The 26,330-nt window shown below is 42.1% G+C and carries 17 protein-coding genes and 9 pseudogenes; 24 read left to right on the top strand and 2 right to left on the bottom strand.

What is annotated here, in order from left to right:
• Positions 1 to 18: 18 nt before the first annotated feature.
• The 22 genes and pseudogenes from JCM19033_RS03995 to JCM19033_RS04105 all read left to right on the top strand — a co-directional run bounded on the left by JCM19033_RS03995 (position 19) and on the right by JCM19033_RS04105 (position 23,839).
• A complete protein-coding gene (locus JCM19033_RS03995) occupies positions 19 to 615 on the top strand; it encodes a dipicolinate synthase subunit B (protein WP_054635339.1) in 597 nt (198 codons plus the stop codon).
• 139 nt (positions 616 to 754) lie between these two features.
• The gene (gene asd / locus JCM19033_RS04000) at positions 755 to 1,804 is read left to right on the top strand and encodes an aspartate-semialdehyde dehydrogenase (protein WP_054635340.1); all 1,050 of its coding nucleotides are present in this window, start codon (positions 755 to 757) and stop codon (positions 1,802 to 1,804) included.
• Between the two features lie 15 nt (positions 1,805 to 1,819).
• Entirely contained in the window at positions 1,820 to 3,034 is a 1,215-nt protein-coding gene (dapG, locus tag JCM19033_RS04005; RefSeq protein WP_054635341.1) for an aspartate kinase, read from the top strand.
• Between the two features lie 89 nt (positions 3,035 to 3,123).
• A pseudogene (gene dapA / locus JCM19033_RS04010) lies at positions 3,124 to 4,000 on the top strand (4-hydroxy-tetrahydrodipicolinate synthase).
• Between the two features lie 218 nt (positions 4,001 to 4,218).
• Positions 4,219 to 5,884 (top strand): annotated as a pseudogene (locus tag JCM19033_RS04015) (ribonuclease J).
• 137 nt (positions 5,885 to 6,021) lie between these two features.
• Positions 6,022 to 6,804: a ClpP family protease gene (locus JCM19033_RS04020; RefSeq protein WP_054635342.1), complete on the top strand. Its 783-nt coding sequence runs from the start codon at positions 6,022 to 6,024 to the stop codon at positions 6,802 to 6,804.
• Complete coding sequence (locus JCM19033_RS04025; protein ID WP_054635343.1) at positions 6,801 to 7,016, top strand: YlzJ-like family protein; 216 nt, start codon at positions 6,801 to 6,803, stop codon at positions 7,014 to 7,016. The genes JCM19033_RS04020 and JCM19033_RS04025 overlap by 4 nt, the downstream gene beginning before the upstream one ends.
• A gap of 114 nt (positions 7,017 to 7,130) precedes the next feature.
• Positions 7,131 to 9,469, top strand: a pseudogene (locus JCM19033_RS04030) (DNA translocase FtsK).
• A 43-nt stretch (positions 9,470 to 9,512) separates the two neighbouring features.
• Positions 9,513 to 10,787 (top strand): EF-P 5-aminopentanol modification-associated protein YfmF, encoded by a 1,275-nt coding sequence (gene yfmF, locus JCM19033_RS04035; RefSeq protein ID WP_054635344.1) that lies wholly within the window; start codon positions 9,513 to 9,515, stop codon positions 10,785 to 10,787.
• Entirely contained in the window at positions 10,787 to 12,091 is a 1,305-nt protein-coding gene (gene yfmH / locus JCM19033_RS04040; RefSeq protein ID WP_054635345.1) for an EF-P 5-aminopentanol modification-associated protein YfmH, read from the top strand. Before yfmF ends, yfmH begins: the two co-directional genes overlap by 1 nt.
• Positions 12,092 to 12,815 (top strand): annotated as a pseudogene (ymfI, locus tag JCM19033_RS04045) (elongation factor P 5-aminopentanone reductase).
• A gap of 84 nt (positions 12,816 to 12,899) precedes the next feature.
• A pseudogene (locus JCM19033_RS04050) lies at positions 12,900 to 13,155 on the top strand (DUF3243 domain-containing protein).
• Positions 13,156 to 13,585: 430 nt separating this feature from the next.
• A pseudogene (locus JCM19033_RS04055) lies at positions 13,586 to 14,357 on the top strand (DUF3388 domain-containing protein).
• A gap of 16 nt (positions 14,358 to 14,373) precedes the next feature.
• Complete coding sequence (locus JCM19033_RS04060) at positions 14,374 to 14,943, top strand: RodZ family helix-turn-helix domain-containing protein (protein ID WP_054635346.1); 570 nt, start codon at positions 14,374 to 14,376, stop codon at positions 14,941 to 14,943.
• Between the two features lie 134 nt (positions 14,944 to 15,077).
• Entirely contained in the window at positions 15,078 to 15,332 is a 255-nt protein-coding gene (locus tag JCM19033_RS04065; protein ID WP_054635347.1) for a DUF4115 domain-containing protein, read from the top strand.
• Positions 15,333 to 15,605: 273 nt separating this feature from the next.
• Positions 15,606 to 16,184 (top strand): CDP-diacylglycerol--glycerol-3-phosphate 3-phosphatidyltransferase, encoded by a 579-nt coding sequence (gene pgsA / locus JCM19033_RS04070; protein WP_054635348.1) that lies wholly within the window; start codon positions 15,606 to 15,608, stop codon positions 16,182 to 16,184.
• Positions 16,185 to 16,216: 32 nt separating this feature from the next.
• Positions 16,217 to 17,441 (top strand): annotated as a pseudogene (locus JCM19033_RS04075) (competence/damage-inducible protein A).
• Positions 17,442 to 17,457: 16 nt separating this feature from the next.
• Positions 17,458 to 19,056: pseudogene (locus JCM19033_RS04080) on the top strand (DEAD/DEAH box helicase).
• 312 nt (positions 19,057 to 19,368) lie between these two features.
• Positions 19,369 to 20,415, top strand: coding sequence for a recombinase RecA (gene recA / locus JCM19033_RS04090; RefSeq protein ID WP_054635350.1), 1,047 nt, complete (start codon positions 19,369 to 19,371; stop codon positions 20,413 to 20,415).
• 480 nt (positions 20,416 to 20,895) lie between these two features.
• The gene (rny, locus tag JCM19033_RS04095; RefSeq protein ID WP_054635351.1) at positions 20,896 to 22,461 is read left to right on the top strand and encodes a ribonuclease Y; all 1,566 of its coding nucleotides are present in this window, start codon (positions 20,896 to 20,898) and stop codon (positions 22,459 to 22,461) included.
• A gap of 165 nt (positions 22,462 to 22,626) precedes the next feature.
• Positions 22,627 to 23,421, top strand: coding sequence for a TIGR00282 family metallophosphoesterase (locus JCM19033_RS04100; protein ID WP_054635352.1), 795 nt, complete (start codon positions 22,627 to 22,629; stop codon positions 23,419 to 23,421).
• A 159-nt stretch (positions 23,422 to 23,580) separates the two neighbouring features.
• Positions 23,581 to 23,839, top strand: a pseudogene (locus tag JCM19033_RS04105) (stage V sporulation protein S).
• Positions 23,840 to 23,908: 69 nt separating this feature from the next.
• Here the strand turns inward: JCM19033_RS04105 and JCM19033_RS04110 are convergent.
• Both JCM19033_RS04110 and JCM19033_RS04115 read right to left on the bottom strand, forming a co-directional pair.
• Entirely contained in the window at positions 23,909 to 24,379 is a 471-nt protein-coding gene (locus JCM19033_RS04110; protein ID WP_054635353.1) for a RidA family protein, read from the bottom strand.
• 152 nt (positions 24,380 to 24,531) lie between these two features.
• On the bottom strand, positions 24,532 to 24,861 hold the full coding sequence (locus JCM19033_RS04115; protein WP_054635354.1) for a hypothetical protein: 330 nt from the start codon (positions 24,859 to 24,861) through the stop codon (positions 24,532 to 24,534).
• A 236-nt stretch (positions 24,862 to 25,097) separates the two neighbouring features.
• Between JCM19033_RS04115 and JCM19033_RS04120 the strand changes: the two genes are divergently transcribed.
• Together JCM19033_RS04120 and JCM19033_RS04125 are read left to right on the top strand one after the other, a co-directional pair.
• Positions 25,098 to 25,379, top strand: coding sequence for a 2Fe-2S iron-sulfur cluster-binding protein (locus JCM19033_RS04120; RefSeq protein ID WP_054635355.1), 282 nt, complete (start codon positions 25,098 to 25,100; stop codon positions 25,377 to 25,379).
• A gap of 156 nt (positions 25,380 to 25,535) precedes the next feature.
• Positions 25,536 to 26,306, top strand: coding sequence for a creatininase family protein (locus tag JCM19033_RS04125; protein WP_054635356.1), 771 nt, complete (start codon positions 25,536 to 25,538; stop codon positions 26,304 to 26,306).
• Positions 26,307 to 26,330 lie beyond the last annotated feature (24 nt).

Below are 26,330 nucleotides of genomic sequence, written 5' to 3' on the forward strand. Positions count from 1 at the left end.
GTGAAAGGAGGCCCACTGATGACGCTTAAAGGTAAGCGTATAGGATTTGGGGTAACCGGCTCTCATTGTACGTTGGAAGAAATCATGCCGGAAATGAAAAGACTGCGCGAAATGGGGGCAGAGGTTATCCCTTTTGTCAGTCACACCGTTTTATCAACAGATACAAAATTTGGTTCTTCAGACCACTGGAAAAAAGAAATTCTAAAAGCCAGCGGGCAGGATGATATCATTGATTCAATTGTAAAGGCAGAACCCTTTGGTCCTAAAACCCCTTTGGATGCTATGCTGATCGCTCCCCTTACCGGGACTTCTATCAGCAAGTTTGCTAACGCTATGACTGATTCTCCGGTATTGATGGGAGCAAAAGCAACGTTAAGGAATTCAAAGCCTGTCGTCCTTGCCATTTCAACAAATGATGCTTTAGGACTTAATGGAGTAAATGTTATGAAGCTGATGGCAACAAAAAATATTTATTTTGTTCCTTTCGGCCAGGACGCTCCTGAACAGAAACCAAACTCACTAGTTGCCAGAATGGAAGCAATCCCGGCTACAATTGAAGCAGCTATACATGGTCGCCAATATCAGCCAGTAATAATTGAAAAGTTCAGAGATTGAGCCGTAACTATAGTTGATAATTTTTCTCCCATCTTTTATGTTAGTTAAAGAGCCTTTTTTTTCGATTGATTTATTTTCAAAACGGGAATAAAGGTAATTATGCAAAAACGGTGACATAAAGAAGGGAGAATCACACATAATGGCAAATGAAGCAGGTTATAACGTAGCAGTTGTAGGAGCAACTGGTGCAGTTGGTGAACAAATGTTAAAAACGTTAGAGGATAAAGATTTTCCTATTAAGTCTATAAAATTGTTATCATCCAAACGTTCAGCAGGAAAGAAGCTTTCCTTTAAAGGGGAAGAAGTTACTGTAGAAGAGGCAACTCCAGAAGCATTTGAGGGAATTCAGCTCGCCCTGTTTTCTGCAGGAGGATCAGTTTCCAAAAAGCTTGCTCCTGAAGCTGTGAAGCGTGGAGCAGTAGTAGTAGATAATACAAGTGCTTACCGCATGGATGAGGATGTTCCTCTAGTCGTGCCGGAAGTAAATGAAGAAGATGTAAAAAATCATAAGGGCATTATTGCAAACCCTAACTGTTCTACTATTCAGATGGTTGTAGCCTTAGAACCAGTACGTCAAAAGTATGGCCTTAAAAAAGTCATTGTCTCCACGTACCAGGCGGTATCAGGAGCGGGACTTGAAGCCATCACAGAAATGAAAGAGCAATCAAGAGATATTTTAGATGGAAAAGAAGTAACACCAGAAATTTTACCTGTAGGCGGAGACAAAAAGCATTATCAAATTGCCTATAATGCGGTTCCTCAAATTGACCTTTTTCAAGAAAATGGGTACACCTTTGAAGAAATGAAGATGATTAATGAAACGAAAAAAATTATGCATATGAACTCTCTGGAGGTAGCTGCTACATGCGTCCGTCTGCCTGTGGAAACAGGACATTCTGAATCAGTTTATGTAGAAGTGGAAAACGGCGGAGCATCAGCAGAAGAGTTTAAAAACACCATTGCTGAAGGAGAAGGAATCACTTTAAAAGATGACCCCTCCCAGCAGGAGTATCCCCTTGCCATTGACTGTGTAGGTCTTCCTGATGTATTTGTCGGACGAATCCGCAGAGACCTTGATCGTGACAATGGTTATCATATGTGGGTTGTTTCTGATAATCTAGTAAAGGGTGCAGCATACAATTCCGTTCAAATTGCTGAAAGTCTTGATAAATTAGGACTCTTGAAGTAAAGAAGAGGGTGGCTTATGAAGGTTGTTGTTCAAAAGTTTGGGGGAACCTCGGTTAGGAATGAAGAAGTAAGAAGGCAGGCAGCACATCATGTCAAGGAAGCCGTTGAAAATGGCTATAAAGTGATAGTGGTTGTGTCAGCTATGGGTCGAAAAGGTGATCCCTACGCAACAGATACACTTCTTAGTCTTGTGAATGGCAATGATTCCTTTGCCGATGTGCGGGAGAAGGACTTACTTGTATCATGCGGAGAAGTTATCTCCTCTGTTGTTTTTACTGACTTGCTTCAATCTTTGAATGTAAAAGCTTCTGCTGTGACGGGAGCTCAGGCTGGTTTTCGCACAAATGAAGAGTTCTCAAATGCAAAAATTATTGATATGCAATGCGATGGCTTAAAAGAGCGTCTGCACCACTTTGATGTTGTAGTAGTAGCAGGCTTTCAAGGCAGCTCGGCTACTGGGGAAATTACTACCCTGGGCCGGGGTGGGAGTGATACGTCAGCCACTGCCTTAGGCGCTGCCTTGCAAGCTGAATACGTCGATATATTTACCGATGTAGAAGGGGTGATGACTGCTGATCCAAGAATGGTGGATACAGCTCGACCTTTAAAGGCAGTAACATACAATGAAATTTGCAATATGGCATACCAGGGTGCCAAGGTAATTCACCCTCGTGCGGTCGAAATTGCCATGCAGGCTAAGATACCGATTCGCATCCGCTCTACACAATCTGACGGAGCGGGAACTTTAATTACGACAACTCATGGGGGCAGCGCCGGCAGTGATCTGGAAGAACGCCCGGTGACAGGGATTGCTCATTTATCTGAAATTTCCCAGATTACTGTGAAAGAAAAGGAAGGCCAGTATAACTTGCAGGCGGATGTTTTTAAAACGATGGCTCAGGCTAATATTAGTGTCGATTTTATTAATATTCACCCCACAGGAGTAGTGTATACGGTTCCCGATCATCTCGCAGCCAAAGCAGAGCAGCTGCTTCTCGATAAAGGGTATGAATCACAGGTTGTGAGAAACTGTTCCAAGGTTTCTGCAGTAGGAGCTGGGATGACTGGTGTTCCTGGTGTAGCGTTCAAAATCGTGGCTGCGTTAACCGAACAAAACATCCAAATCCTTCAATCTGCTGATTCCCACACTACAATCTGGGTATTAGTGCATGGGGAAGATACGAAAAAAGCAGTGAATGCCCTTCATCATATGTTTGAACTTGAAAATTAATAGGTAACGTAAGAGAAATCAGGCGGGGAGAAATCCCCGCCTGACCTATAATGTCAACTTGTGACAACCCTTTCATAGGTGAAAAGGAGATGAAAGAAGTGGACCACGGGCGCTTACTCACAGCAATGGTGACTCCCTTCAATTCGGATGGTGCAATTGAATGGGCTGCGGTTGATGATCTAGTTGAATATTTAATTGCCCACAATACGGAAGGCTTAGTTGTAGCGGGAACGACCGGAGAGTCTCCCACGCTTTCCACTGAAGAGAAGCTTGCTCTTTTTAAACGAGTTAAGGAAGCAGCCGGAGGGCGGGTTCCAGTCATCGCAGGGACCGGAACCAATGATACAGCTTATTCAGCGGAGCTGACCCAAAAAGCCTCTTCGCTGGGTGTAGATGGTATTATGGCTGTGACTCCTTACTATAATAAACCAACAAGAAGGGATGTATCATCATTTTAAAGCAATAGCAGATTCCACCTCATTACCGGTTATGATTTATAATATCCCTGGTCGATGTATCGTTGACCTGCACAGTACGACTCTATTAAAGCTGGCTCACATTCCTAATATCACTTCCGTCAAAGAAGCCAATGGAAACTTAGAGCAAATGGCATATGTGATTGAAAATGCCCCGAAAGACTTTAAGCTTTATAGTGGAGATGATTCTTTGACGCTCCCTGTTTTATCAATAGGAGGTCATGGGGTGGTGTCTGTTGCCGCCCATTTGATTGGCAGGGAAATGAGTGAGATGATCGGATGTTATTTGACAGGGGATGTTACAAAAGCTGCTGTTATTCACAGGGGCCTGCTAGCCAAAATGAAAGCATGTTTCATTACTCCAAACCCTGCGCCTATCAAAGGGGTTTTGGAGCAAAAAGGGATCCTTTCGAGAACAACAAGATCCCCCATTCTACCGTTAACTGATCCGGAAATGAATTGGGTTCGAGATATATTTCTCCCGGCATAACAGCCGGGTTTTCTTTTTCCTGCCAGCAGAAAGGAGAGGGTGAACAAACCAGAGAAGGTCTCTTGGTCTTGTATTCTCTTTCCAAATTAAGTTATACTACAACCAAGTGATTCGTCCGGGTGCAATGGTGAAAAAGAGAGGATGAGTAACGACTTTTCCTTCCTAGAACAGGAGAGGAAGAAGATACAATGTAACTGAATATATAGGAGGAACGTAAATTGTCAAAGCAAAATTCAGAAACTGTACGTGTTTTTGCCTTGGGCGGCGTTGGAGAAATAGGCAAAACATGTATGTTGTTGAAGTAGAAGAAGATATTATTGTAATTGATTCGGGATTAATGTTTCCAGAGGATGATATGCTTGGGGTCGATATTGTCATTCCCGACATCTCGTATCTTATACAAAATAAAGAAAGAGTAAAAGGCATCATCCTCACACACGGTCATGAGGACCACATTGGAGGCCTTCCTTATGTCCTTCAAAAAATAAAAGTACCAGTTTACGGAACAAAGCTTACGATCGGTTTAGTGGAAGAGCGTCTAAAAGAAAAAGGATTAATCAAAAAAGCCGATTTGAGACTGATTGATTCTCATTCGAAAATTAAAGTTGGAAATGTTCCTGTCAGCTTTTTTCGGACTAATCACAGCATACCTGATTCGGTTGGTGTTGGAATTGAAACGTCCCAGGGCATGGTTGTCCATACCGGGGACTTTAAATTTGACCAGACCCCCGTTGATGGGAAGTTTGCTGAAGTAGGCAAGATGTCTGATATGGGGGAAAAAGGGGTGCTTTGCCTCATGTCTGATAGTACAAACGCTGAACGCCCCGGAACGACCGCTTCAGAAACATCTACCGGAGCAGGGATTAATCAGGTGATACAAGAGGCAGAAGGAAGAGTAATTGTTACCACTTTTGCTTCCAACATTCACAGAATTCAGCAGGTGGTTAGAGCCGCCGCCAATGATAATCGAAAAATTGGTGTTGTGGGGACAAGCATGCTGAAAGTAATAGAAATCGCAAAGCGTCTAGGATATTTGCGAGTGCCCAAAAATATTTTTATTGAGCTTGATCAAATAAATAACTATAACGATGATCAAATTGTCATCCTTTGCACAGGCAGCCAAGGCGAACCTATGTCAGCGCTGACAAGAATGGCTAAAGGAGCTCATCGCCAAGTATCCATGAAAGCTGAGGACACAGTCGTCATCTCGGCTACACCAATTCCTGGAAATGAAAAATCAGTTTCAAGAATTATTGATTTCATTTCGCGCATTGGAGCAGATGTGGTGTACGGGGATAAACAAGTTCACGCATCAGCCACGGCAGCCAGGAAGAATTGAAATTTATGCTCAACCTCATGCGCCCACGCTTTTTTATACCGGTTCATGGGGAATACAGGATGCAGTTTGCACACAGGCAGCTAGCTCAATCTGTCGGTATTAAACAGGACAGAACTTTTCTAATAGACAAGGGAGAAGTCATCGAATTTACCAAGGGACAAGGAAAAAGAACCGGCAAAGTTCCTTCAGGGAATGTCTTAATTGACGGGCTTGGAGTCGGGGATGTTGGTAATATCGTCCTAAGAGACAGACGCCTTCTTTCAGAAGACGGGATTCTCGTGGTTGTCGTAACGCTAAATAAAAAAAGCAGTTCAATTATCTCCGGTCCTGACATTATTTCCAGAGGATTTGTGTACGTCCGTGAATCAGAAAAGCTTCTTGAGGAAGCAAACAAAAAAGTTTCCGATACACTTGAAAAGTGTATGAGTGAAAACGTTAATGAGTGGTCTTCTTTAAAAAGTAATATCCGTGATGTGTTAAGCAGGTTCCTTTATGAAAAAACAAAACGCAGGCCGATGATTCTGCCAATTATAATGGAGGTATAAGACCGGGGATTCCCCGGTTTTTTTCGTAAAAAAGGAAGCTTCCCCTGAGAATCACGAGCGTGTCAAATGGCTCCCTTTGTATAAATAAGCACGGGCTCGTTATACTAATCCTATTAATCATAATAGGAGGGTCATTTATGTTTCAAAACCAAGATCCAAATACCCCGCAGACTTCCCCTCAAGCACCTCCGCAGTCACCGCCGCAGCAGCCTGGAGGGCAGCCAGGCGGAGCAGAAAAAGGCTCAGGAATTTTAAATAAAATCCAAGAGCTTGGGCAGACAAATGTTCCTGAAATGGAACAGACAAATATCCACTGTATTACAATTATTGGTCAGATTGAAGGTCATATGCAGCTGCCTCCTCAAAATAAGACGACCAAGTATGAACACATTATTCCTCAGCTTGTAGCTGCTGAACAAAATGCTAAGATTGAAGGTATGCTGATTGTGTTGAATACAGTAGGGGGAGATGTGGAAGCAGGGCTGGCTATTTCTGAAATGGTGGCCAGCATGTCAAAGCCTACGGTAACACTTGTACTTGGAGGAGGCCACTCCATTGGAGTCCCCATAGCCGTAGCTGCTGATTATTCTTTTATCGCAGAAACAGCTACCATGACCATTCACCCCATACGCTTGACTGGTCTGGTTATTGGGGTTCCGCAAACCTTTGAGTACCTGGATAAAATGCAGGAGCGTGTGATCTCCTTTGTCACCAAACAATCGAATATTGCCGAAGAGAAATTTAAAGAGCTTATGTTTGAAAAAGGAAATTTAACAAGAGATATAGGCACGAATGTGGTGGGGCCTGACGCCGTTGACTATGGAATTATAAATGAAGTAGGCGGTGTAGGGCAGGCGCTTCAAAAGCTGAATCAATTAATTAGTGAACAGAAGGGACAGAAAGAAGGAATGATGCAATGATTCTTTATACGCCTGTTCCAATGGAAGCCGTGTACAAAGAGGAACATGAAACAACTGCCTCCCAGCGGAGCGTACCTTGTGAACATGGAGTGGTCCTCCTTGAAGAACAGGAACCAAACAAATGGGTCATTACCAGGCTCATGAGCACGGACCCCCAAGCGTACTTGCAAGATTGCTACCAGCCTGGAAAAGTATGGACAGACAGCCTCTAAACAATATAAAGGATTAGAAAAATATGCTATAATTAAGAACGAGCCGCCTCCGGCGGCTCTCTTTATGAATAGAAAAGCTGGTTACATATGGAATAAACTTGTCGGGGTGAGGTTATGGCAAAAAAGAAAAAAAAGAAAAGCCAAAAGCAGAATCAGTGGGCTAAGCAAATGAAGTACGAGCTTGCAGGCCTGCTTTTCTTTACCTTGGCAATCATTGCACTTTTCAGATTCGGTTTCGTTGGGGAAATAGTTGTTCAGCTTTTTCGCTTTTTTCTAGGAGAATGGCATGTCCTGTTAACTCTTTTTGTCCTGTTTGTTTCTGTCTACATTATCGTAAAGCGCAAGTTTCCGCCACTGGCAGGGAGACGTTTAAGCGGTTTGTATATTGCCATATCGACCTTTCTCCTGTTAAGTCATTTAATGCTGTTTGAAAATCTTGGAGCACAGAGTCCTTTTCAGAGCGGTTCTGCCCTTCTGCAAACATGGGAACTTTACTGGCTCGATGTGAGCGGAAACAGCGCGTATGAAGATATCGGCGGAGGGATGATCGGGGCTCTCCTGTTTACTGTAAGCATGTTTCTTTTTGATGGAGGAGGAACAAGGGTAGTCTCAGTATTTTTGTTTGTCATTTCATTTATTTTATTAACTGGCATTTCCATGCAAGGTATTTTTCTTACCGTGGTAAATAAAATGAAAGAGAGCACTCTTGCAGCCGGCAAAGCTGTACAAGCAAAAGGAGCTGAATTTAAACAGGCCAGGGAGCAAAAGAAAGAAGAAGGGAAAAGCAAAAAGGAAAAAAGGCAGGCGCAAAGTCAGGCCTATAAAGAAGAGAAGGAGGCAAAAGAAGCAAAGCCTGGAGAAAGACCGGATCCGGTCATTTATAATTTTGCGGATCAAGCATATTCGTCAGAGAACCGGAACACTTCTGATAAAGAGTCCCAGGTTTCTCAGCGGGAGAAGAAGGATAAAGAGACTGAAGAAGCCGTGAAAGAACCTCTTATGGTGGCGGCTGAAACGACAAATGAGGATTACCAGGTCCCTCCTATTGAGTTATTGTCAAGCCCAAAACAGAACAGTCAAAAGCATGAAAAGGGCCAGATTTCTTCCAATGCGAGAAAGCTGGAGCAGACCTTATTAAGCTTTGGTGTGAAAGCAAAGGTAAATGAAGTGCACTTAGGCCCGGCAGTAACAAAGTATGAAGTGCAGCCTGATATAGGGGTGAAAGTGAGTAAAATCGTAAATTTAGCCGATGATCTTGCTTTGGCACTAGCTGCAAAAGATATCCGGATCGAAGCACCAATCCCAGGAAAATCCGCTATCGGCATTGAAGTTCCCAATCAGGAAGTTGCTATGGTAGGGCTGCGGGAAGTCCTTGAAGCAGGAAAGAAAAAGGATGAGCATATTCTTTCTGTTGCTTTGGGAAGAGATATATCAGGTGAACCTGTACTGGCATCCTTAAACAAAATGCCTCATCTTCTGGTAGCTGGAGCAACTGGAAGCGGGAAAAGTGTATGTATTAATGGAATTATTACCAGTATTTTGATGAAAGCAAAACCCCATGAAGTCAAGCTCATGATGATTGATCCTAAGATGGTTGAACTCAACGTGTATAATGGGATTCCCCATTTACTGACACCAGTTGTGACAGAGCCTAAGAAAGCGTCTCAGGCCCTTAAGAAGGCTGTGGCAGAGATGGAACGCCGCTATGATCTGTTCTCTCACAGCGGAACTCGTAATATTGAGGGGTATAATGATCTGATTAGGAAGCAAAATGAGAAAAACAATGAAAAACAGCCAACATTACCGTATATCATTGTCATTGTTGACGAGCTTGCCGACTTGATGATGGTAGCGTCAAGTGATGTGGAGGATGCCATTACCAGGCTTGCTCAAATGGCAAGGGCTGCTGGTATCCATATGATTATTGCAACACAGCGTCCATCTGTCGATGTTATTACCGGAGTCATAAAAGCAAACATCCCATCAAGAATTGCTTTTGGTGTGTCCAGCCAGACCGATTCCAGAACTATTCTGGACTCAGGAGGGGCTGAAAAGCTCCTTGGCCGGGGGGATATGCTGTTTATTCCAGTAGGAGCAAACAAAAGCACTCGTATTCAGGGCGCTTTTGTATCAGATGAAGAAGTAGAGGCCGTTGTCAATGCCGTCATAGCTCAGCAGAAAGCGAACTACCAGGAAGAAATGATGCCTGAGGAAGTTCCTGAGGTTGAGTCTGAAGTTCAGGATGATTTGTATGATGATGCTGTATCTCTTGTCATGCAAATGAACAGCGCGTCCGTATCCATGCTTCAAAGAAGGTTTCGAATCGGCTATACTCGGGCAGCACGACTGATTGATGAAATGGAAGTCAGGGGAATTGTAGGGCCATATGAAGCAGCAAGCCTCGTGAAGTATTAGTAGATCGACGTGAGGAGCAATCGTCAGAGCAAGCCTGATACGCATTCATTACAGCTATAGTTGGAGAAAGGGTGTTTAACGATGATCCAAGAAGAAACGTATTCTGTTAAGGGATTACATGTCCATGTTGTTCCCACTGATAAGTTCAAAACCAATACTGTTGTTCTTCAAGTAAAAGCCCCGTTAAAAAAAGAGACGGTGACGCAAAGGTCGCTGTTGGCCAATGTGTTAAAAAGCGCTACGAAAAACCATCCTACGAGAAAGGATATCCGCTTATATTTGGATGAACTTTACGGAGCTTCATTTGGGATCGATGTGACCAAAAAAGGTGAAGCCCACCTGATCTCTTTTCGAATTGAAGTGGCAAATGAAAAATATTTACAGGATCCAAGCCCTCTCTTAACAAAGAGCCTGGAATTTCTCCGGGATGTCCTCTTTGATCCTTTCATGGAAAATGGAGGGTTTTCTGAAAGTATCATTACTGAAGAAAAGCGCACATTGAAGCAGCGCCTGGAGTCTATTTTTGATGATAAAATGCGCTACGCAAATGTTCGTTTAATTGAAGAGATGTGCAAAGACGAACCATACGGGATTCATCCTTATGGGAGTGAAGAGGAAATTGAGAAGATAGGCAAAGATGACTTGAAAGAAACGTACGATAGCATGATCAACGAGGATGACTTTGATTTGTATGTCGTAGGTGATGTGAAAGAAAATGAATTAAAAAAGGATATACAAGAGCTGTTTCGTCTTCCCGAAAGAGAAGGAAGCCTTGAGGCCTCTTCGGCATCAATTACAAAGCCTGAAGAGGTACGGGAGGTAAGCGAAGAACAGGACGTACAGCAAGGGAAATTGAACATCGGATACCGAACGTCTATTATTTTTAAAGATGAAAATTATCCGGCGATGCAGGTGATGAATGGACTATTTGGCGGTTTTCCTCATTCAAAGCTCTTCATTAATGTCAGGGAAAAAGAGAGCCTGGCGTACTATGCGGCATCCAGGTATGAAAGCAGTAAAGGCCTTCTGCTTGTGATGTCAGGGGTGGACCAGAAAAACTACGATAAAGCTTTAACCATTATTAAAGAGCAGATGAAGGCAATGAAAGACGGCGACTTTTCTGACAAGGAAATTGAACAGACGAAACAAATGCTTAAAAACCAATTACTTGAAATGGCAGATGTACCCAGGGGATTGATCGAAATGTTTTACCAGGGTGTTGTTTCAGGGAAAAAAAGGCCTCTTGATGACTGGCTTGAAGCGATTGATAAAGTGACCAAAGAAGATGTAATTGAATGCGCGAAAACGGTTGAAATGGATACGATCTATTTCTTACGAGGAAAGGAGGCTAAATAATGGCTGAAAAACAAACATTTGACCAGTTAAAGGAAACGTTGTACCAGGAAAAACTTGACAATGGACTTTCTGTATATGTTCTTCCTAAAAAAGGTTTTAACAAAACCTATGCTACTTTTACGACAAATTATGGTGCAGTGGACAATCATTTTGTCCCTCTGGGGGAAAACGAAAAAGTGAAAGTTCCTGACGGTATCGCTCATTTTTTAGAGCACAAAATGTTTGAAGATGAAAAAGGAGACGTTTTCCAGGTTTTTGGAGAACAGGGCGCTTCGGCTAATGCATTTACCAGCTTTACTCGGACAGCTTACCTTTTTTCCAGCACCCAGGAAGTAAAGAAGAATCTAACAACATTATTAAATTTTGTTCAGCATCCTTATTTTACTGAACAGAGTGTAGAGAAGGAGAAAGGAATCATTGGGCAGGAAATAAAGATGTATGAAGATAACTCTGATTGGCGTGTGTTTTTTAACCTCCTGGATAACATGTACCATAATCATCCTGTGAAAATTGACATCGCAGGTACTATTGATTCCATTGACAAGATTACAAAAGATGATTTGTACACCTGCTACAACACCTTTTACCATCCATCAAATATGGCATTATTTATCGTCGGCCCCGTTGAGCCAGAGGAGATTCTGCAGCTGGTTAGGGACAACCAGGGAGAAAAAGAATTTAAAGAGCCGGAAGAGATCGAAAGGTTTCTTGCCGAGGAGCCGGAAAACGTTCGCAGGGAAAAAGAAGTCCTTCCAATGAGTGTAAACACACCAAAATGCCTGGTTGGCTACAAAGAACCCGATCCAAAAAAACAAGGGAAAGAACTGCTTCGCTATGAGCTCTCTTTGCAGATTATCCTTGAACTCATGTTTGGTCAGGGCTCAGAAACATATCAACAGTTGTACAAAGAGGGACTGATTGACGATTCCTTTTCCTTTGATTATACAGGGGAGAAAACATTTGCATTCAGTGTGATTGGTGGAGACACTAAAGATCCTGATGCTTTGGCACAGAAGATTCAGGAAGCTGTTCGCAGCATGAAGCAAGAGGGAATAAATGAGGAAGAGGTAGAGCGGATCAGAAAGAAAAAGATCGGATCCTTTTTAAAGCAATTGAATTCCCCGGAATTTATCGCAAATCAATTTACTCGCTATCTCTTTAATGAGATGCATTTATATGATGTGATTCCTGTATTGGAAGAATTGACTTCAAAAGATTTAGAAGCTGCGCTTACGGAGCATTTTGGGGAAGACCAATGCACTATTTCCCAGGTGGTGGGCAAGAAAGCAGAGGAATCTGCATAAATGACTGAGCACGTTTTAATTACTGGTTCGAGCGGAGCAATAGGAAAGGAAATAGCTTTAAAAATGGCGGCTTCCGGCCGCCCTTTATTTTTACATTATAATGCTTCTAAAGAAAAAGCAGAATCTCTAAAGAGAGAATGTGAAGGACTTGGCGTGGAAGTAAACCTTGTACAAAGCGATTTATCTAAGCCTGAAGGAGTTTCTGAGCTATTAAAAGGTATTCATTCACCCGTGGGAGCCGTGATTCATAACAGTGGAAAAAGCTCCTACGGACTATTTACAGACCTTGACTCCAAAGACATACAAGACAACATTCAACTTCACTTAACAAGCCCTTTAGAGCTTACGAAAAGCTTGCTGCCCGGAATGATTCAAAGGCGCCATGCACATACTTGTTATTTCCTCTATATGGGGATTAACCGGAGCTGCCTGCGAAGTGATGTATTCTACGGTTAAAGGAGGATTAAACACATTTGTGAAGTCCTTAGCCAAAGAAGCAGCCCCATCGGGGGTATATGTCAACGGCATAGCACCAGGAGCTATTGAATCACCAATGATGTCTGCTTTTTCTCCTGAGGAAAAAGAGGCCCTGCGTGAGGAAATCCCAATGAGCAGACTAGGTTCTCCTCGTGAAGTAGCTGATGCTGCAGAGTTTCTTCTCTCCTCTAAATCGAGCTATATATCAGGACAAATTCTTTCAGTAAATGGAGCCTGGTACTGTTAACAAAGGAATTTTAACAGGAGGGGAATAATTTTTCTTTACTAATGAAAAACTACGAAAGAAACCATTAGTAAGGAGGGAAGCTTCATGTCTGTATTAGACAACTGGGAGCAGTGGAAAGATTTTCTAGGCGACGTTACATCAAGGGCAAGGCGAAGGAATGAATAATGAAACAATTTCTGAGGTAGCTTATGAAGTTGGAGAATATTTAGCCAACCAAGTAGAACCAAAAAATGAGCAAGAACGCGTTTTAGCTCAAATGTGGAAAGTAGCCAATGAACAAGAGCAGCATGCCATTGCCAACATGATGGTTAAGCTTGTTCAAAACGAAGGAACGCATTAAGTTAAGATATAAAAGAATGAAGGGTGCTGCGTGATGCGGTGCCCTTCTTTTATGCACTTGTATTTTTACACCAAGGAAGGAAGACCCTTTAAAGGAAGTAAAGTTGGCTGTATAATATATTTACTGTGACAAACTTTAAGCTTTATGAGAACAGGGCACTCAAAGACCAAAAGAAAGCCTGGGTAAATATTCGAGCAGGTGCAAGAGGAAAAGGGAGTTAACGCTTTGCACTCAAGTGTATTCGAATGATTTATCGGGAAAATCCTGTTCAAATAATAAGAAATAGCGTAAAATTACAAGTAATCTATAACGGAAGAATGAGGCAGAGGATGCAATGCTTGCCGTTCTGCAGAGAATTAGACAGGTGTTTCTTATATAAAAAAGCCTAACCAGTGCCAAGGTAACCTCTAATGAAGAAAGGTGCTCAAATATGGAAGCAAAAGAATGGTATTTAGAGTACGAAATCCACAAAAACAGACCCGGATTATTAGGTGACATTTCATCCTTCTAGGTATGCTTTCCATTAATATTGTGACGATTAATGGTGTGGAAGACCGCAGACGGGGAATGCTTATACGCAGCAAAAGCGACGACCAGCTTGAACGGTTTAAAGCGATCTTGGATACTGTGGAAAATATCACAGTCCGTAAATTCAGGGAACCAAGGCTTAGAGACAGACTTGCTGTTATGCATGGCCGGTACATAGAAAGAGATGCAGACGATAAAAAGACGTTTCGATTTGTGCGAAAAGAGCTCGGGCTTCTTGTTGATTTCATGCTGAACTTTTTAAAAAGGACCGCCATTTTTTAATAGGCATTCGCGGGATGCCCAGAGTGGGGAAGACAGAGTCACTCGTTGCAGCAAGTGTGTGTGCAAATAAAAGGTGGTCGTTTATTTCTTCAACACTTTTACGGCAGACTGTACGAAGCCAGCTTGCTGATGATGAATTAGATGGCGAGCATGTATATATTATTGATGGGATTGTAACGATGATGCGAGCTTCCGAGAAACACCGCATGCTTGTCGATGAGGTGATGAGGCTTCCTGCTGTCAAGGTGGTTGAACATCCTGACATTTTTGTTAGAGAGTCAGGATATTCTTTAAAAGATTTTGATTGTATCATTGAATTGAGAAATGAAGAAAATGAAGAAATTTCCTATGATATTGTTGATACTGGATTTTCTTCTTTTGATATTAGTTAGTTGGTAGGTGTTAGGTGTGTCACAATTAGGAGAGTTTCTAAAAGAGAAACGAGAAGAACAAGGAATATCTCTTGAAAAAATGCAGGAGATGACAAAGATTCAAAAAAGGTACCTAAAAGCAATTGAAGAGGGAGATCATTCTGCTCTTCCAGGGTCATTTTATGCACGTGCTTTTGTAAAAAGCTACGCGGAAGCACTACGGCTCGATCCAGACGAAGTTTTCGAGGAATACGGCAGTGAACTTCCTAAGCCTAAGCAAGAACCAGCTGAAATACCTCCCCGGATGGAAAGAAGAAAGCCCCCTGTAAACCGGAAGAAGAGCAACAAGCTATCCTTTTTGCCTGCTGTCATGGTTTTTGTGTTTGCTACAGTGATCGCCGTAGGGATTTGGGTTGTTGTTCAAGGCTTCGGAGGCGGTGATACGACCGAAGGAGAACCGCCGACAGGCGACCCCGGCTTTGAAGTAGATTCCAATGAGGAGCTATCGGGCCTGCTGAAGAAGAGGAAAACGGTAATGACGAAGAGGAAAACAGTGAAGAGGAAGCCGCTGAGGAAGAAGCGGAGAACGGTAATGAGGAAGCTGTAAATGATGAGGAAGAAGAGGAAAACGGTAATGATGAAGAGGAAAATGCTGAAGAAACCGGTGAAATAGAGCATGTAGATACAGAAAGTTACCGTTCTACTTATACTTTAACAGGAACCGATGAATTACTTGTTGAGATGGAGTTCAGCGGAAACTCATATGTTGACATTAGAGATGAAGATGGCGATATTACTGAAACGATTCACAGCTCCAGCGACGGAGATTCTGAATCGTATGACTTTAGCGGTCAATCTGCTGTTACGGTAAATGTTGGAAATACCTCAGCGGTAACACTCTCTATCAACGGTGAAGAGATTGATTACCCTATCAATGAGGCAAGACAGCATATTATCGTTGAAGTTGAAGAAGAGAACGATGACGAAGAAGAGTAAAAAGTGAGCCTCCAGAGGCTTGCTTTTTTGTCACCTCATTTACTTTTTGGCACCGGGATCTTATTGAAATGAGAGAAAGCATTAATTTGTGGACCTTATGCTTTTCTTGTATAAAACAAGCATAATCTCCCTCTTATACGGGAAGTTATGATACAATAAGTCCAAATGCTTCCTTCGTGTTTCGTACGGTGACAACGTTTCTTCCTCCTTTCCTTTACTTATATAAATTACTGCCAGATAAATAAATCTTTATGAGACAGCAGGAGGATAATAGTGAATTTACCTAACAAAATTACAATCGGAAGAATTTTTTTAATTCCGCTCTTCATGGTCGTTCTGCTTGTTCCCATGGATTGGGGAGAGGTTTCTATTGCAGGAAGCACTCTTCCTTTCACTCATCTTATCGGAGCGGTCATTTTTGTGGTGGCTGCCGGAACAGACTGGCTCGATGGATACTTTGCGAGAAAATATGAATTAGTTACTAATTTTGGGAAATTTTTAGATCCACTGGCAGATAAACTGTTAGTGACAGCAGCTTTGATCTCACTGGTTGAGCTTCAAATGCTTCCAGCCTGGATGGCTATTGTTATCCTAAGCCGGGAATTTGCTGTGACGGGTGTCAGGTTAGTAGCAGCGGCCGAAGGAGAAGTGATCGCGGCTAGTTCCCTGGGTAAGTGGAAAACGGTATTTCAAATGGTAGCGATCACCGCTCTGCTCATTCATAATGTTCCTTTCGCGGCAGCAGGCATTCCTTTTGCAATGATTACCATGTGGATTGCCGTTATTTTAACTCTTCTTTCCGGATGGGACTATTTAGTGAAAAATAAGCATGTAGTATTAAAGTCCATGTAAAACGGACGGATGGTGAAAAAAGAGGTGGAACAATGAATGCAGAAATCATTGCAGTAGGATCAGAACTATTATTAGGGCAGATTGCAAATACAAATGGCCAGTATATATCGAAGGAGCTGGCTTTGTTAGGGATTGATGTCTACCGTCATACGGTGGTGGGCGATAATGCAGGTCGCTTGAGAGAAGCGCTTGCAGAAGCAGAGGAAAGAGCAGATATCGTTATACTCACCGGTGGTTTGGGCCCGACAGATGATGATTTAACAAGAGAAACAGTGGCAGCGCATCTCGGGAAGAAAATTGCAGTTCACAGCCCTTCTTTGGAAAACATTGAAACGTTTTTTGCAAAGTCCAAAAGGGCCGTAACACCTTCTAACCGTAAGCAGGCTCATCATATTGTTGGAAGCAATGTATTTATGAACAAAGCAGGCCTGGCTTGCGGGATGGCCTGCTCTAATGAAAGGACTCACTTTTTGCTGCTTCCTGGACCTCCCCGTGAGATGAAAGCGATGATTCAAGCTTCAGTGAAGCCGTATATTAAGAACCTATACCCAAAAGCAAAGGCTGTACGGTCTCGCGTGCTTCGTTTTTTGGGATCGGTGAATCTTCACTTGAGGATCAGCTGAAAGATCTTATCGAGACTCAAACAAATCCTACACTTGCCCCTTTAGCCGAAGAAGGAGAAGTAACTCTTCGATTAACCATAAAAGAACAAGACAGAGACCTTGCAATAAAAAGCTTAGATGATTTAGAGTGTAAAGTGAGGCAAAGAGTAGGGAATTATCTATATGGATACGGTGAAGATACATTAATGGGCAAGGCGCTAGAACTTCTTAAGGAGAAGGAGTGGACTGTGGCTGCTGCTGAAAGTTTAACGGGCGGCTTATTCAGCCAGGAGCTTACTTCTTTGCCAGGAGCTTCATCGGTCTTTGCCGGAGGAGCAATAACGTACACGAATGAAGTGAAAGAAAATGTGCTCGGCATTGATTCACTCCTCCTTGAAAGAGATGGTGCAGTAAGTGAGAATTGTGCCAAGAAAATGGCCGAGCAGGTAAAAGAGAAATTTAAAAGCAGTATCGGCATAAGCTTTACCGGAGTGGCTGGTCCTGGTGCTCATGAAGGAAAACTGCCTGGGGATGTTTGGGTAGGCGTAGCTACTCCTGAAGGTTCTTTTGCAAAAACCTTACATTGAGCGGCTCCAGGAGCACGATCAGGATCCAAACGGTAAAACACGGTGCTCATTTATTATTGAAAGTGTAGAAAAGGTGATGTGAGAATGTCTTATTTTGAAGATTTTACGATTAAAGAGGAAATTAAAAAGGCAATAAAGGATATGGCTTTGAAGAGCCATCACCCATACAAGAAAAAGCAATCCCGGCCATACTAAAAGGCGATGATGTAATCGGCCAGGCGCAGACAGGTACAGGAAAAACAGCAGCTTTTGGAATTCCGCTATTAGATTCTATTACCAATGAACCACATGTGCAGGCGATGATTCTTACCCTACACGGGAGCTTGCTATTCAAGTTTCAGGAGAGCTTCAGAAGCTATCCAGACATTTAAATGTTAGAACTCTTCCGATTTACGGTGGCCAGTCCATTGGACATCAAATCAAAGCGTTAAAGCAAGGCGTACAAATCGTAATTGGAACGCCCGGCAGACTTCAAGACCATCTGCGACGCAGAACGCTTAAGCTTGATCGTGTTCAAATGGTCGTCCTGGATGAAGCAGATGAAATGCTTGACATGGGATTTGTGGAAGATATTGAAGCGATTTTAAAACAAATTAACGTGGATAGGCAGACACTTCTTTTTTCAGCAACAATGCCAGGACCGATTAAAAAACTATCCAAACGCTACATGGTGGATCCAGTGACTGTATCAATCAATAGAGGAGAAGTTACAGCGCCTTCTATTGACCAGGCTTATTTCAAGGTACTAGAACGAAATAAGCTGGAGTCTTTATGCCGCATTTTAGACAGTCAGGACCCGGAATTGGGCATTATTTTTTCTCGTACAAAAAAAGGAGTGGCTGAGCTCACAGAATCCCTCCAGGCAAGAGGTACTTGGCAGACGGACTTCATGGCGATTTAACTCAGTCACAGCGGGATGCGGTGATGAAAAAGTTCCGCGATTCTTCCATTGAGTTTCTTGTAGCTACCGATGTAGCCGCTCGGGGGATTGATGTGGAGAACGTCAGCCACGTCATTAACTATGATATTCCTCAGGACCCGGAAAGCTATGTGCACCGAATTGGCCGTACAGGGCGAGCCGGACGTACAGGACAAGCTTTAACGCTTGTGACGCCAAGAGAGATGAAGCATCTTCGTGCGATTGAAGCAGAAATTAAATCCCAGATTCCCACAAAGGATGTTCCATCTATTGAAGAAGTGGTGGAAAAGCAGCAGGATTCTTGGAAAAAGCAGATAACGGCACAGATGGAAAATCCGGAAGGCATGAGCTTGTTTGATGACTTAGCTGAAGAGCTTATGTACAACTATGAGGCGAAGGACGTTGTCCGAGCCTTAATGAAAATGAACTTTTCTTCTGTTACTGATGAAAGCGACGACGGCTACAACTTTGGTGAAACCGGCGGAGCCAAGGGAATGGTACGTTTCTTTATTAATGTGGGACGCAATGCCAAAATGAGTCCGAAAGTGCTCATTGAAGAGATTTCCGATATTGTCGGTATCCCTGGAAAAGCCGTAGGACGCATTGATATATTTGAAAAATTCACGTTTGTAGAAGTTCCTGAAGAGGTTGCTCCATTTGTATATGAAGCTCTTCGCTATTCAAGAATTAATGGTGCGCGAGTGAATCTGGAACCAGCGAAACCTCGCCCTCCTCGCGAAAAACGTGCTCCTAGAAAACAATAAACGAAAGCGTAGGTGCCCCTTTGAATCAAGTTCTTCAAAAGGGCATCTTTCTTTTTTGAAAAAGAGACTTTCAAAATAAGGATCGGTCTTTTGAGCAATATGCTCACTAACCGTCACTATCTTTTTTTCGAAAAAGCGAATAAATGTTCGTAAAAAGTATTGGCATACATCTCAAAACAATGTATGATGAAGTAGATGAAACAAGTCAAGTATCTATCAGGCTGATAAGCAATGAAAACAAGAAGGCGGACGGGTATTTTTTGCTTTCTTTATTTCTTGTGAGGCCTTTAACTTATAAAGGAGAGATGGCACATGGGCGAACGTAAAGCAGCTCTTGATCAAGCTCTACGTAACATTGAAAAACAATTTGGTAAAGGGTCTATTATGAAACTTGGTGAACAGGCTGAGAGAAGAGTATCAACAATCTCAAGCGGTGCATTGGCTCTTGATATAGCACTTGGGGTGGGAGGATATCCTCGTGGCCGGGTGATTGAAGTATACGGTCCTGAATCCTCTGGTAAAACGACGGTAGCCCTCCATGCTATTGCTGAAGTACAGCGAAAAGGAGGACAAGCGGCTTTTATTGATGCAGAACACGCATTAGATCCGGTATATGCCCAAAAGCTAGGTGTAAACATTGATGATCTTCTATTGTCTCAGCCAGACACAGGAGAGCAGGCGTTAGAAATTGCTGAAGCTCTTGTAAGAAGCGGAGCAGTCGATATTCTGGTTGTTGACTCTGTTGCTGCCCTTGTGCCAAAAGCTGAAATTGAAGGTGAAATGGGTGACAGTCATGTAGGCCTGCAAGCAAGACTCATGTCTCAAGCTCTTCGTAAGCTGTCCGGGGCTATCAGCAAATCAAATTCTATTGCTGTATTTATTAACCAAATCCGTGAAAAAGTTGGAGTAATGTTTGGGAGCCCTGAAACAACACCAGGCGGCCGTGCCCTTAAGTTCTACTCTTCTGTACGTTTGGAAGTACGCCGGGCAGAAACATTAAAGCAAGGAAATGACATGGTTGGTAACAAAACAAGAATTAAAGTAGTTAAGAACAAAGTTGCTCCTCCATTTAAGCAGGCAGAAGTTGATATTATGTACGGAGAAGGGATTTCCAGAGAGGGATCTATTCTTGATATCGGTTCTGAGCTTGATATCGTTCAAAAGAGCGGAGCCTGGTATTCTTTTGACGGGGATCGTCTTGGTCAAGGGAGAGAGAATGCAAAGCAGTTTCTGAAAGAAAACCAGGAAATTGCCGGCATTATTGAGGAACGCATCCGAAGCCACTATGAATTAGACGCTAAGCAGGCTGAAGGCGAAGCTGAAAATGAAGATGGTTTGCCATTAGATGTTGAGGAGTAAGAGAAAAGCACTCTTTTAAGAGTGCTTTTTTTGAAGAAGAATCGAGCCAAATAAAACAAATAAATCTATATACATAAAAGTAAGCAAAGAAAGTCAAAGATCTAAAAGATCCGACAATTTTTTGAGATTTGGTTCTTCCCCTGTGCTTTACAGGCAGATCTTTGAAAATTATGGACCCGGCAAACGTGAATGCTCTCTTTTCCTTACTGCTTCAGCCTTAGGGAGTCTTGACATGTATATTATTCAAGGATACAATTAACAGGAATGATGTCTACAAGCATCATATTTTACTGAATGTTCGCAGGAATGAGCAAGAAAGTGAGTAATCAGCGTTTAGCATTGGAACATTCATTGTAAGATTATATCGTTTCATTTTTCACACCAAATAATTATTTAATGATCTGCCGACAATTTTTTGAAAAAGTCGGCCGGCTGAAAGGCCAACAAAGACAAATTGATAGCAAGAGGAGGTGAAAAGACATGGATTTAATCTTTATCATCTCCATTTTGCTAATAGTCGTTGCAGCTTTGAGCGGATTTATCGGTTATTTTATTCGTAGATCCATAGCGGAAGCGAAGATTTCAAGTGCGGAGCAAGCTGCTAAGCAGATCACAGAGGAAGCTGAACGAAATGCCGAGGCAAGCAGAAAAGAAGCTATCCTTGAAGCGAAAGATGAAGCTCATAAGATTCGTGCGGAAGCTGAGCAAGATCTTCGCGAACGAAGAAATGAAATTCAGAAACAAGAAAACCGATTGATGCAAAAAGAAGAAATTCTTGACCGTAAAAGTGAAACATTGGACAAGAAAGAAGAATCGTTGGAAAAGAGAGAAGAAACTCTCGCCGACAAACAACGACAAGTTGAAGAAAAACATAGCAAAGTGGAGGAAATCCTTTCTAAGCAGCAAGCAGAATTAGAACGAGTGTCAGGGTTGTCTCGTGAAGAAGCTCAAGCGATGATTCTTCGGGATGTGAAACAGGAACTTCAGCATGAGACGGCATTAATGATTAAGGATCATACCGAGCGAGCCAAAGAAGAGGCTGATAAGAAAGCAAAAGAAATTCTTTCGCTTGCGATTCAGCGTTGTGCCGCTGATCATATTGCTGAAACCACAGTGTCTGTAGTAAACCTTCCGAATGATGAAATGAAAGGCCGCATTATAGGACGGGAAGGCCGTAATATTCGAGCTTTAGAGACGCTTACTGGAATCGATTTAATTATTGATGATACACCGGAGGCCGTAATTCTATCAGGGTTTGATCCGATTCGACGGGAAATTGCCAGAACTTCTTTAGAAAAGCTGGTACAAGATGGTCGTATCCATCCGGCTCGAATAGAAGAAACGGTTGATAAATCGCGTCGAGAAGTAGATGAACTTATCCGGGAATATGGGGAACAAACTACTTTCGAGATGGGAATCCATGGGCTGCATCCAGATTTAATTAAGATACTTGGACGTTTGAAATATCGTACAAGTTATGGCCAAAATGTACTAAAGCATTCAATGGAGGTAGCTCACCTTACTTCACTAATGGCAGCTGAACTTGGAGAAGATGAACAATTAGCTAAACGTGCAGGTCTTCTTCACGATATCGGGAAAGCCATCGATCATGAAGTAGAAGGAAGCCATGTGGAGATTGGTGTCGAATTGGCCACGAAATACAAGGAGCATCCTGTTGTGATAAACAGTATAGCTTCTCACCATGGGGACACTGAACCAACTTCCGTAATTTCAACGTTAGTGGCTGCGGCTGATGCATTATCAGCTGCTCGTCCAGGAGCAAGAAGAGAAACATTAGAAACGTATATTAAGCGTTTAGAGAAACTCGAAGAAATTGCAGAATCATTTGATGGTGTTGAAAAAACGTATGCGATTCAAGCTGGCCGTGAGGTGCGCATTATGGTTAAACCTGACTTGGTAGACGATGCGGTCGCACATCACTTGGCTAGAGAAATAACTAAGCGAATTGAAGATGAACTCGACTACCCGGGACACATTCGAATCACCGTGATTCGAGAAACGAGGGCCGTTGAATATGCGAAATAAAGTGGCAGCTACTGCCACTTTATTTCTTTTTCTAAAAGATTCGCTTTTTCACGTTTACATAGGGTAAACCATTTGATTAGTATTCTTTAAAGATGGGAAACGTTTTAGTAATAGGAAAATCAGTATACTACTGTGCAGCGATAAAAGGAAAGGAAGTAGAAAACGATGAGATTAATGTTTATAGGAGATGTTGTTGGATCTCCGGGAAGGCAGATGGTAAAAGAATATTTGCCTAAACTAAAAACCAAATATAAGCCCACCCTGACAATAATTAATGGAGAAAATGCAGCAGGAGGGCGGGGAATTACCGAGAAAATATATAAAAGTTTTCTTGACTCGGGAGCCCAGGCAGTCACGATGGGAAACCATACATGGGACAATAAAGAAATTTTTGAGTTTATCGAAGATGCTCCTCATTTGGTTAGGCCGGCTAACTACCCTGAGGGAACACCAGGAAAAGGGTATACTTATGTAAGAATTAATGACATTGAATTTGCTATTATCAATTTAATGGGGCGAACGTTTTTGCCGCCGAATGATTGCCCATTTCGCAAAGCAGATGAATTGATTGATGAAGTGAGCAAAAGAACTCCATTTATCTTTGTGGATTTTCACGCAGAAGCGACAAGTGAAAAGCAAGCGATGGGATGGTATCTTGACGGTCGCGTTACAGCAGTTGCCGGCACCCATACTCATATTCAGACCGCAGATGAACGCATCCTTCCAAATCAGACAGCCTATATTACCGATGCTGGGATGACTGGCCCGTATGATGGGGTGCTTGGGATGGATCGGGAAGCAGTGTTGAAAAAATTTCTTACAAATCTTCCTGTAAGGTTTGAAGTCACCAATGGCAGGGAACAGTTAAATGGAATTCTTGTGGATGTACATCCAAAAACAGGAAGAGCAAACAAAATACAAAGAATTCAAATTAGTGAAGATAAGCCATTTTTTGAGTGAAGTTCCTTTTTTGAGACAAGAGGCTCAGGGCCGCTACTCTTTCATTTTACATTCGTACCAGAAAATTTTGAAAACATTTACCTTTGAAAGAAGGAATATAGGCTCTTATCAGGAATATAGTATGGGAGTGGCATTATCCCACAAAAGGAGGTACTAAAGATGGAAGTATTAAAAGTATCAGCTAAATCTACCCCTAATTCTGTAGCCGGTGCCCTGGCAGGTGTCATCCGGGAAAGAGGAGCAGCAGAAATACAAGCAATTGGCGCTGGAGCTCAATCAATCTATTAAAGCTGTGGCCATCGCTCGAGGATTTGTAGCACCAAGCGGCATTGATCTCGTATGTATCCCTGCATTTACTGATATTACAATTGAGGGTGAAGAGCGAACGGCAATAAAATTAATTGTGGAGCCAAGGTAACAGATCGTTCATCCTAGGCGGGAAAGGAAAAGCATCACCACTAGCAGGTGATGCTTTTCCTTTTTCTATTTATTTTACTTCGACAATTAAATCTGTTTCTACAGCAGCAAGACCAGGGAGTGAACTAACACCAACTGCACAACGAGCATGTTGACCCCTTTCCCCAAATAATTCAATTAATAAATCAGAAGCTCCATTAATTACAAGAGGAACGTCTTGATAATCATCTCTGCAATTTACATATCCTACTAGTTTTATGACGCTCTTAATTTGTTCTAAGCTGCCAACCATCGATTTAATGACTGCTAAGTGGTTCAATGTACACAGCCTGGCAGCGTAGTAAGCATCCTCAGTAGATACATCCTCTCCCACTTTTCCTTTATATTCAATCTGACCGTTAGTTTTACACGTTATTCCGCTTAAATATATACACTTACCATGTTGTTTGGCAGGTAAATAATTTCCTGATCTTTTAGGAAGCGGGGGTAGTGTCAAGCCCATGCTTTTTAAATCATTTTCAATCGTGTCCGTTTCTTTCATAGGATCCTCCTTTATTGTTTGGAGTAGCGTTCCAGTAATGAGAAAGATGTAGAAATATCAATCTAATTTTTATAATAAGAAAAGCACCTGAGCTTTTCAATTGAAAAAGTGGTGCTTTATCTTATTTAAACTATTAATTAGTATCGTCATGATTAAGAGGGAATTGTTATTTCATTTGTAGTATTTTTTACTAACCGTGCACTTTCAGAATCTGGACCAGCGATTTCTCCTAATTCTTCATGTGCATCTTCGATTTTCTCGTAGGCTTCAAAGAATTTTAGAGGAATATGGTTTGTATAGGTTTTACCATCTTTTTCCTCTCGTAAGGTTACTTTAATATCATCTTTAATTACTTTCGCAATAGAGTAGGTCGCCTTTAACTGTTTAAAAAAATAATATTCATAGGTTTCCACAATTTCTAAGCCCTCATTTTGCACATCTGTTTGATAGTCCGCTTTATTCGTTAAGATAATATAACTCATGTTTTCTCCTCCTTAAGTAAAGTAGGGCGTTCCTTTACGCCGACGACAAAACTGGTAAAGTTCACCCCCTCGTTCATGGGATATTGTATACCATAAATAGTAAAGGAAACAAGCAAATAAAACAAGAGAAAAAATAAAAAAATATAATTATTAAAAATTTTCACACAATATGTTGATTTACCAACCAAACTACCTTTATAATGTTGTTATATTCCAAATATTGAGGGGTGTATAGTATGCCAACAGTAAAATTGCATCAAAACAATGAAGTTTACGAGCAAGAAGTAGAAAAAAATAGTAATTTAGTAGTTTTAGCAGGTATTAAACAGTTTCCAGCCTTAAAATATGGCTGTGGAATGGGGAAATGTACGAAATGCACATCTAAAATTATAAGTGGACAGGAAAACTTGGCCCCGCCAAACTGGAAGGAAAAAAAGATGCTAGGGGATAAGCTCGATGAAGGGTATCGTTTAACATGTCAATTGACGATCCAGGGAGACATTGAATTAGCCCAATAGCGTCTGGATTTTTGGTATACAATATTCAAAAAAGAGGTAAAAATTACCATCGATAGAAAAAGAATCGTATATTATCTGTCAAACCTATCATCAAAACCACTCGTTTCATTTATAGTTAATGGTATACCAAATACTTTATAGGGAGGAGGGAAAGACATGAAGAAATATAATTTAACCGAGATGACATGGGAAGAAGTCGATGAGGCACTGCCTGCAACAAAGATTGCTATTATTCCAGTAGGAGCTCATGAACAGCATGGACCCCACATGGCAGAAAGCTGTGATGCCGTTCTGGCAACGGAAATGGCCGATTTATTAGCACAGAGACTGTCTCCAATGGCCCTGGTAACCCCAACAATAAATATGGGGGTTTCTCCTCATCACTTACATTTTCCAGGGACGATCTCTCTTCAGCCTGATACTCTTATTGCAATGATTAGAGACATAATTGAGTCATTGCGCGGGCATGGCATTAGAAATTTCCTTTTGCTTAATGCCCATGGGGGAAACCAGTCAACTCTCAGTGTGGCAAGCATGAAGCTTTCAAAAGAGTTGGACGTTGCGGTTTATTTTGCAAAAACTACGAGCTCAGCCAAAACAGCGATGGATACGAATATAGAATCTGTTCTGTTTGGCCACAGTTGTGAAAGGGAAGTGTCTGAAGCTCTTTATCTTGCTCCTCATATCGTCCGCCGTGAGCGTCTCGAAAAAGGAGACATTCATTCTGGGAATTGGGAATTGCTGCGGCCTGGCAAACCTGTGCAAGGGTTTTACTACTATGAAGAGATGACGAAAAATGGCTGTATAGGAGATGCTCGCAAAGCGAGCGAGGAAATAGGAAGAGAAATTGTAGAAGAAGCATTAGAAAACCTGTCTGCATCCATCTCAAAGCTGCTTGAAACCTCTGACAATGTTCATGAAGTGTAAATGTGCAAAAGTGCCTGGCTGAGT

It is taken from the genome of Thalassobacillus sp. C254 (genome assembly GCF_001310615.1).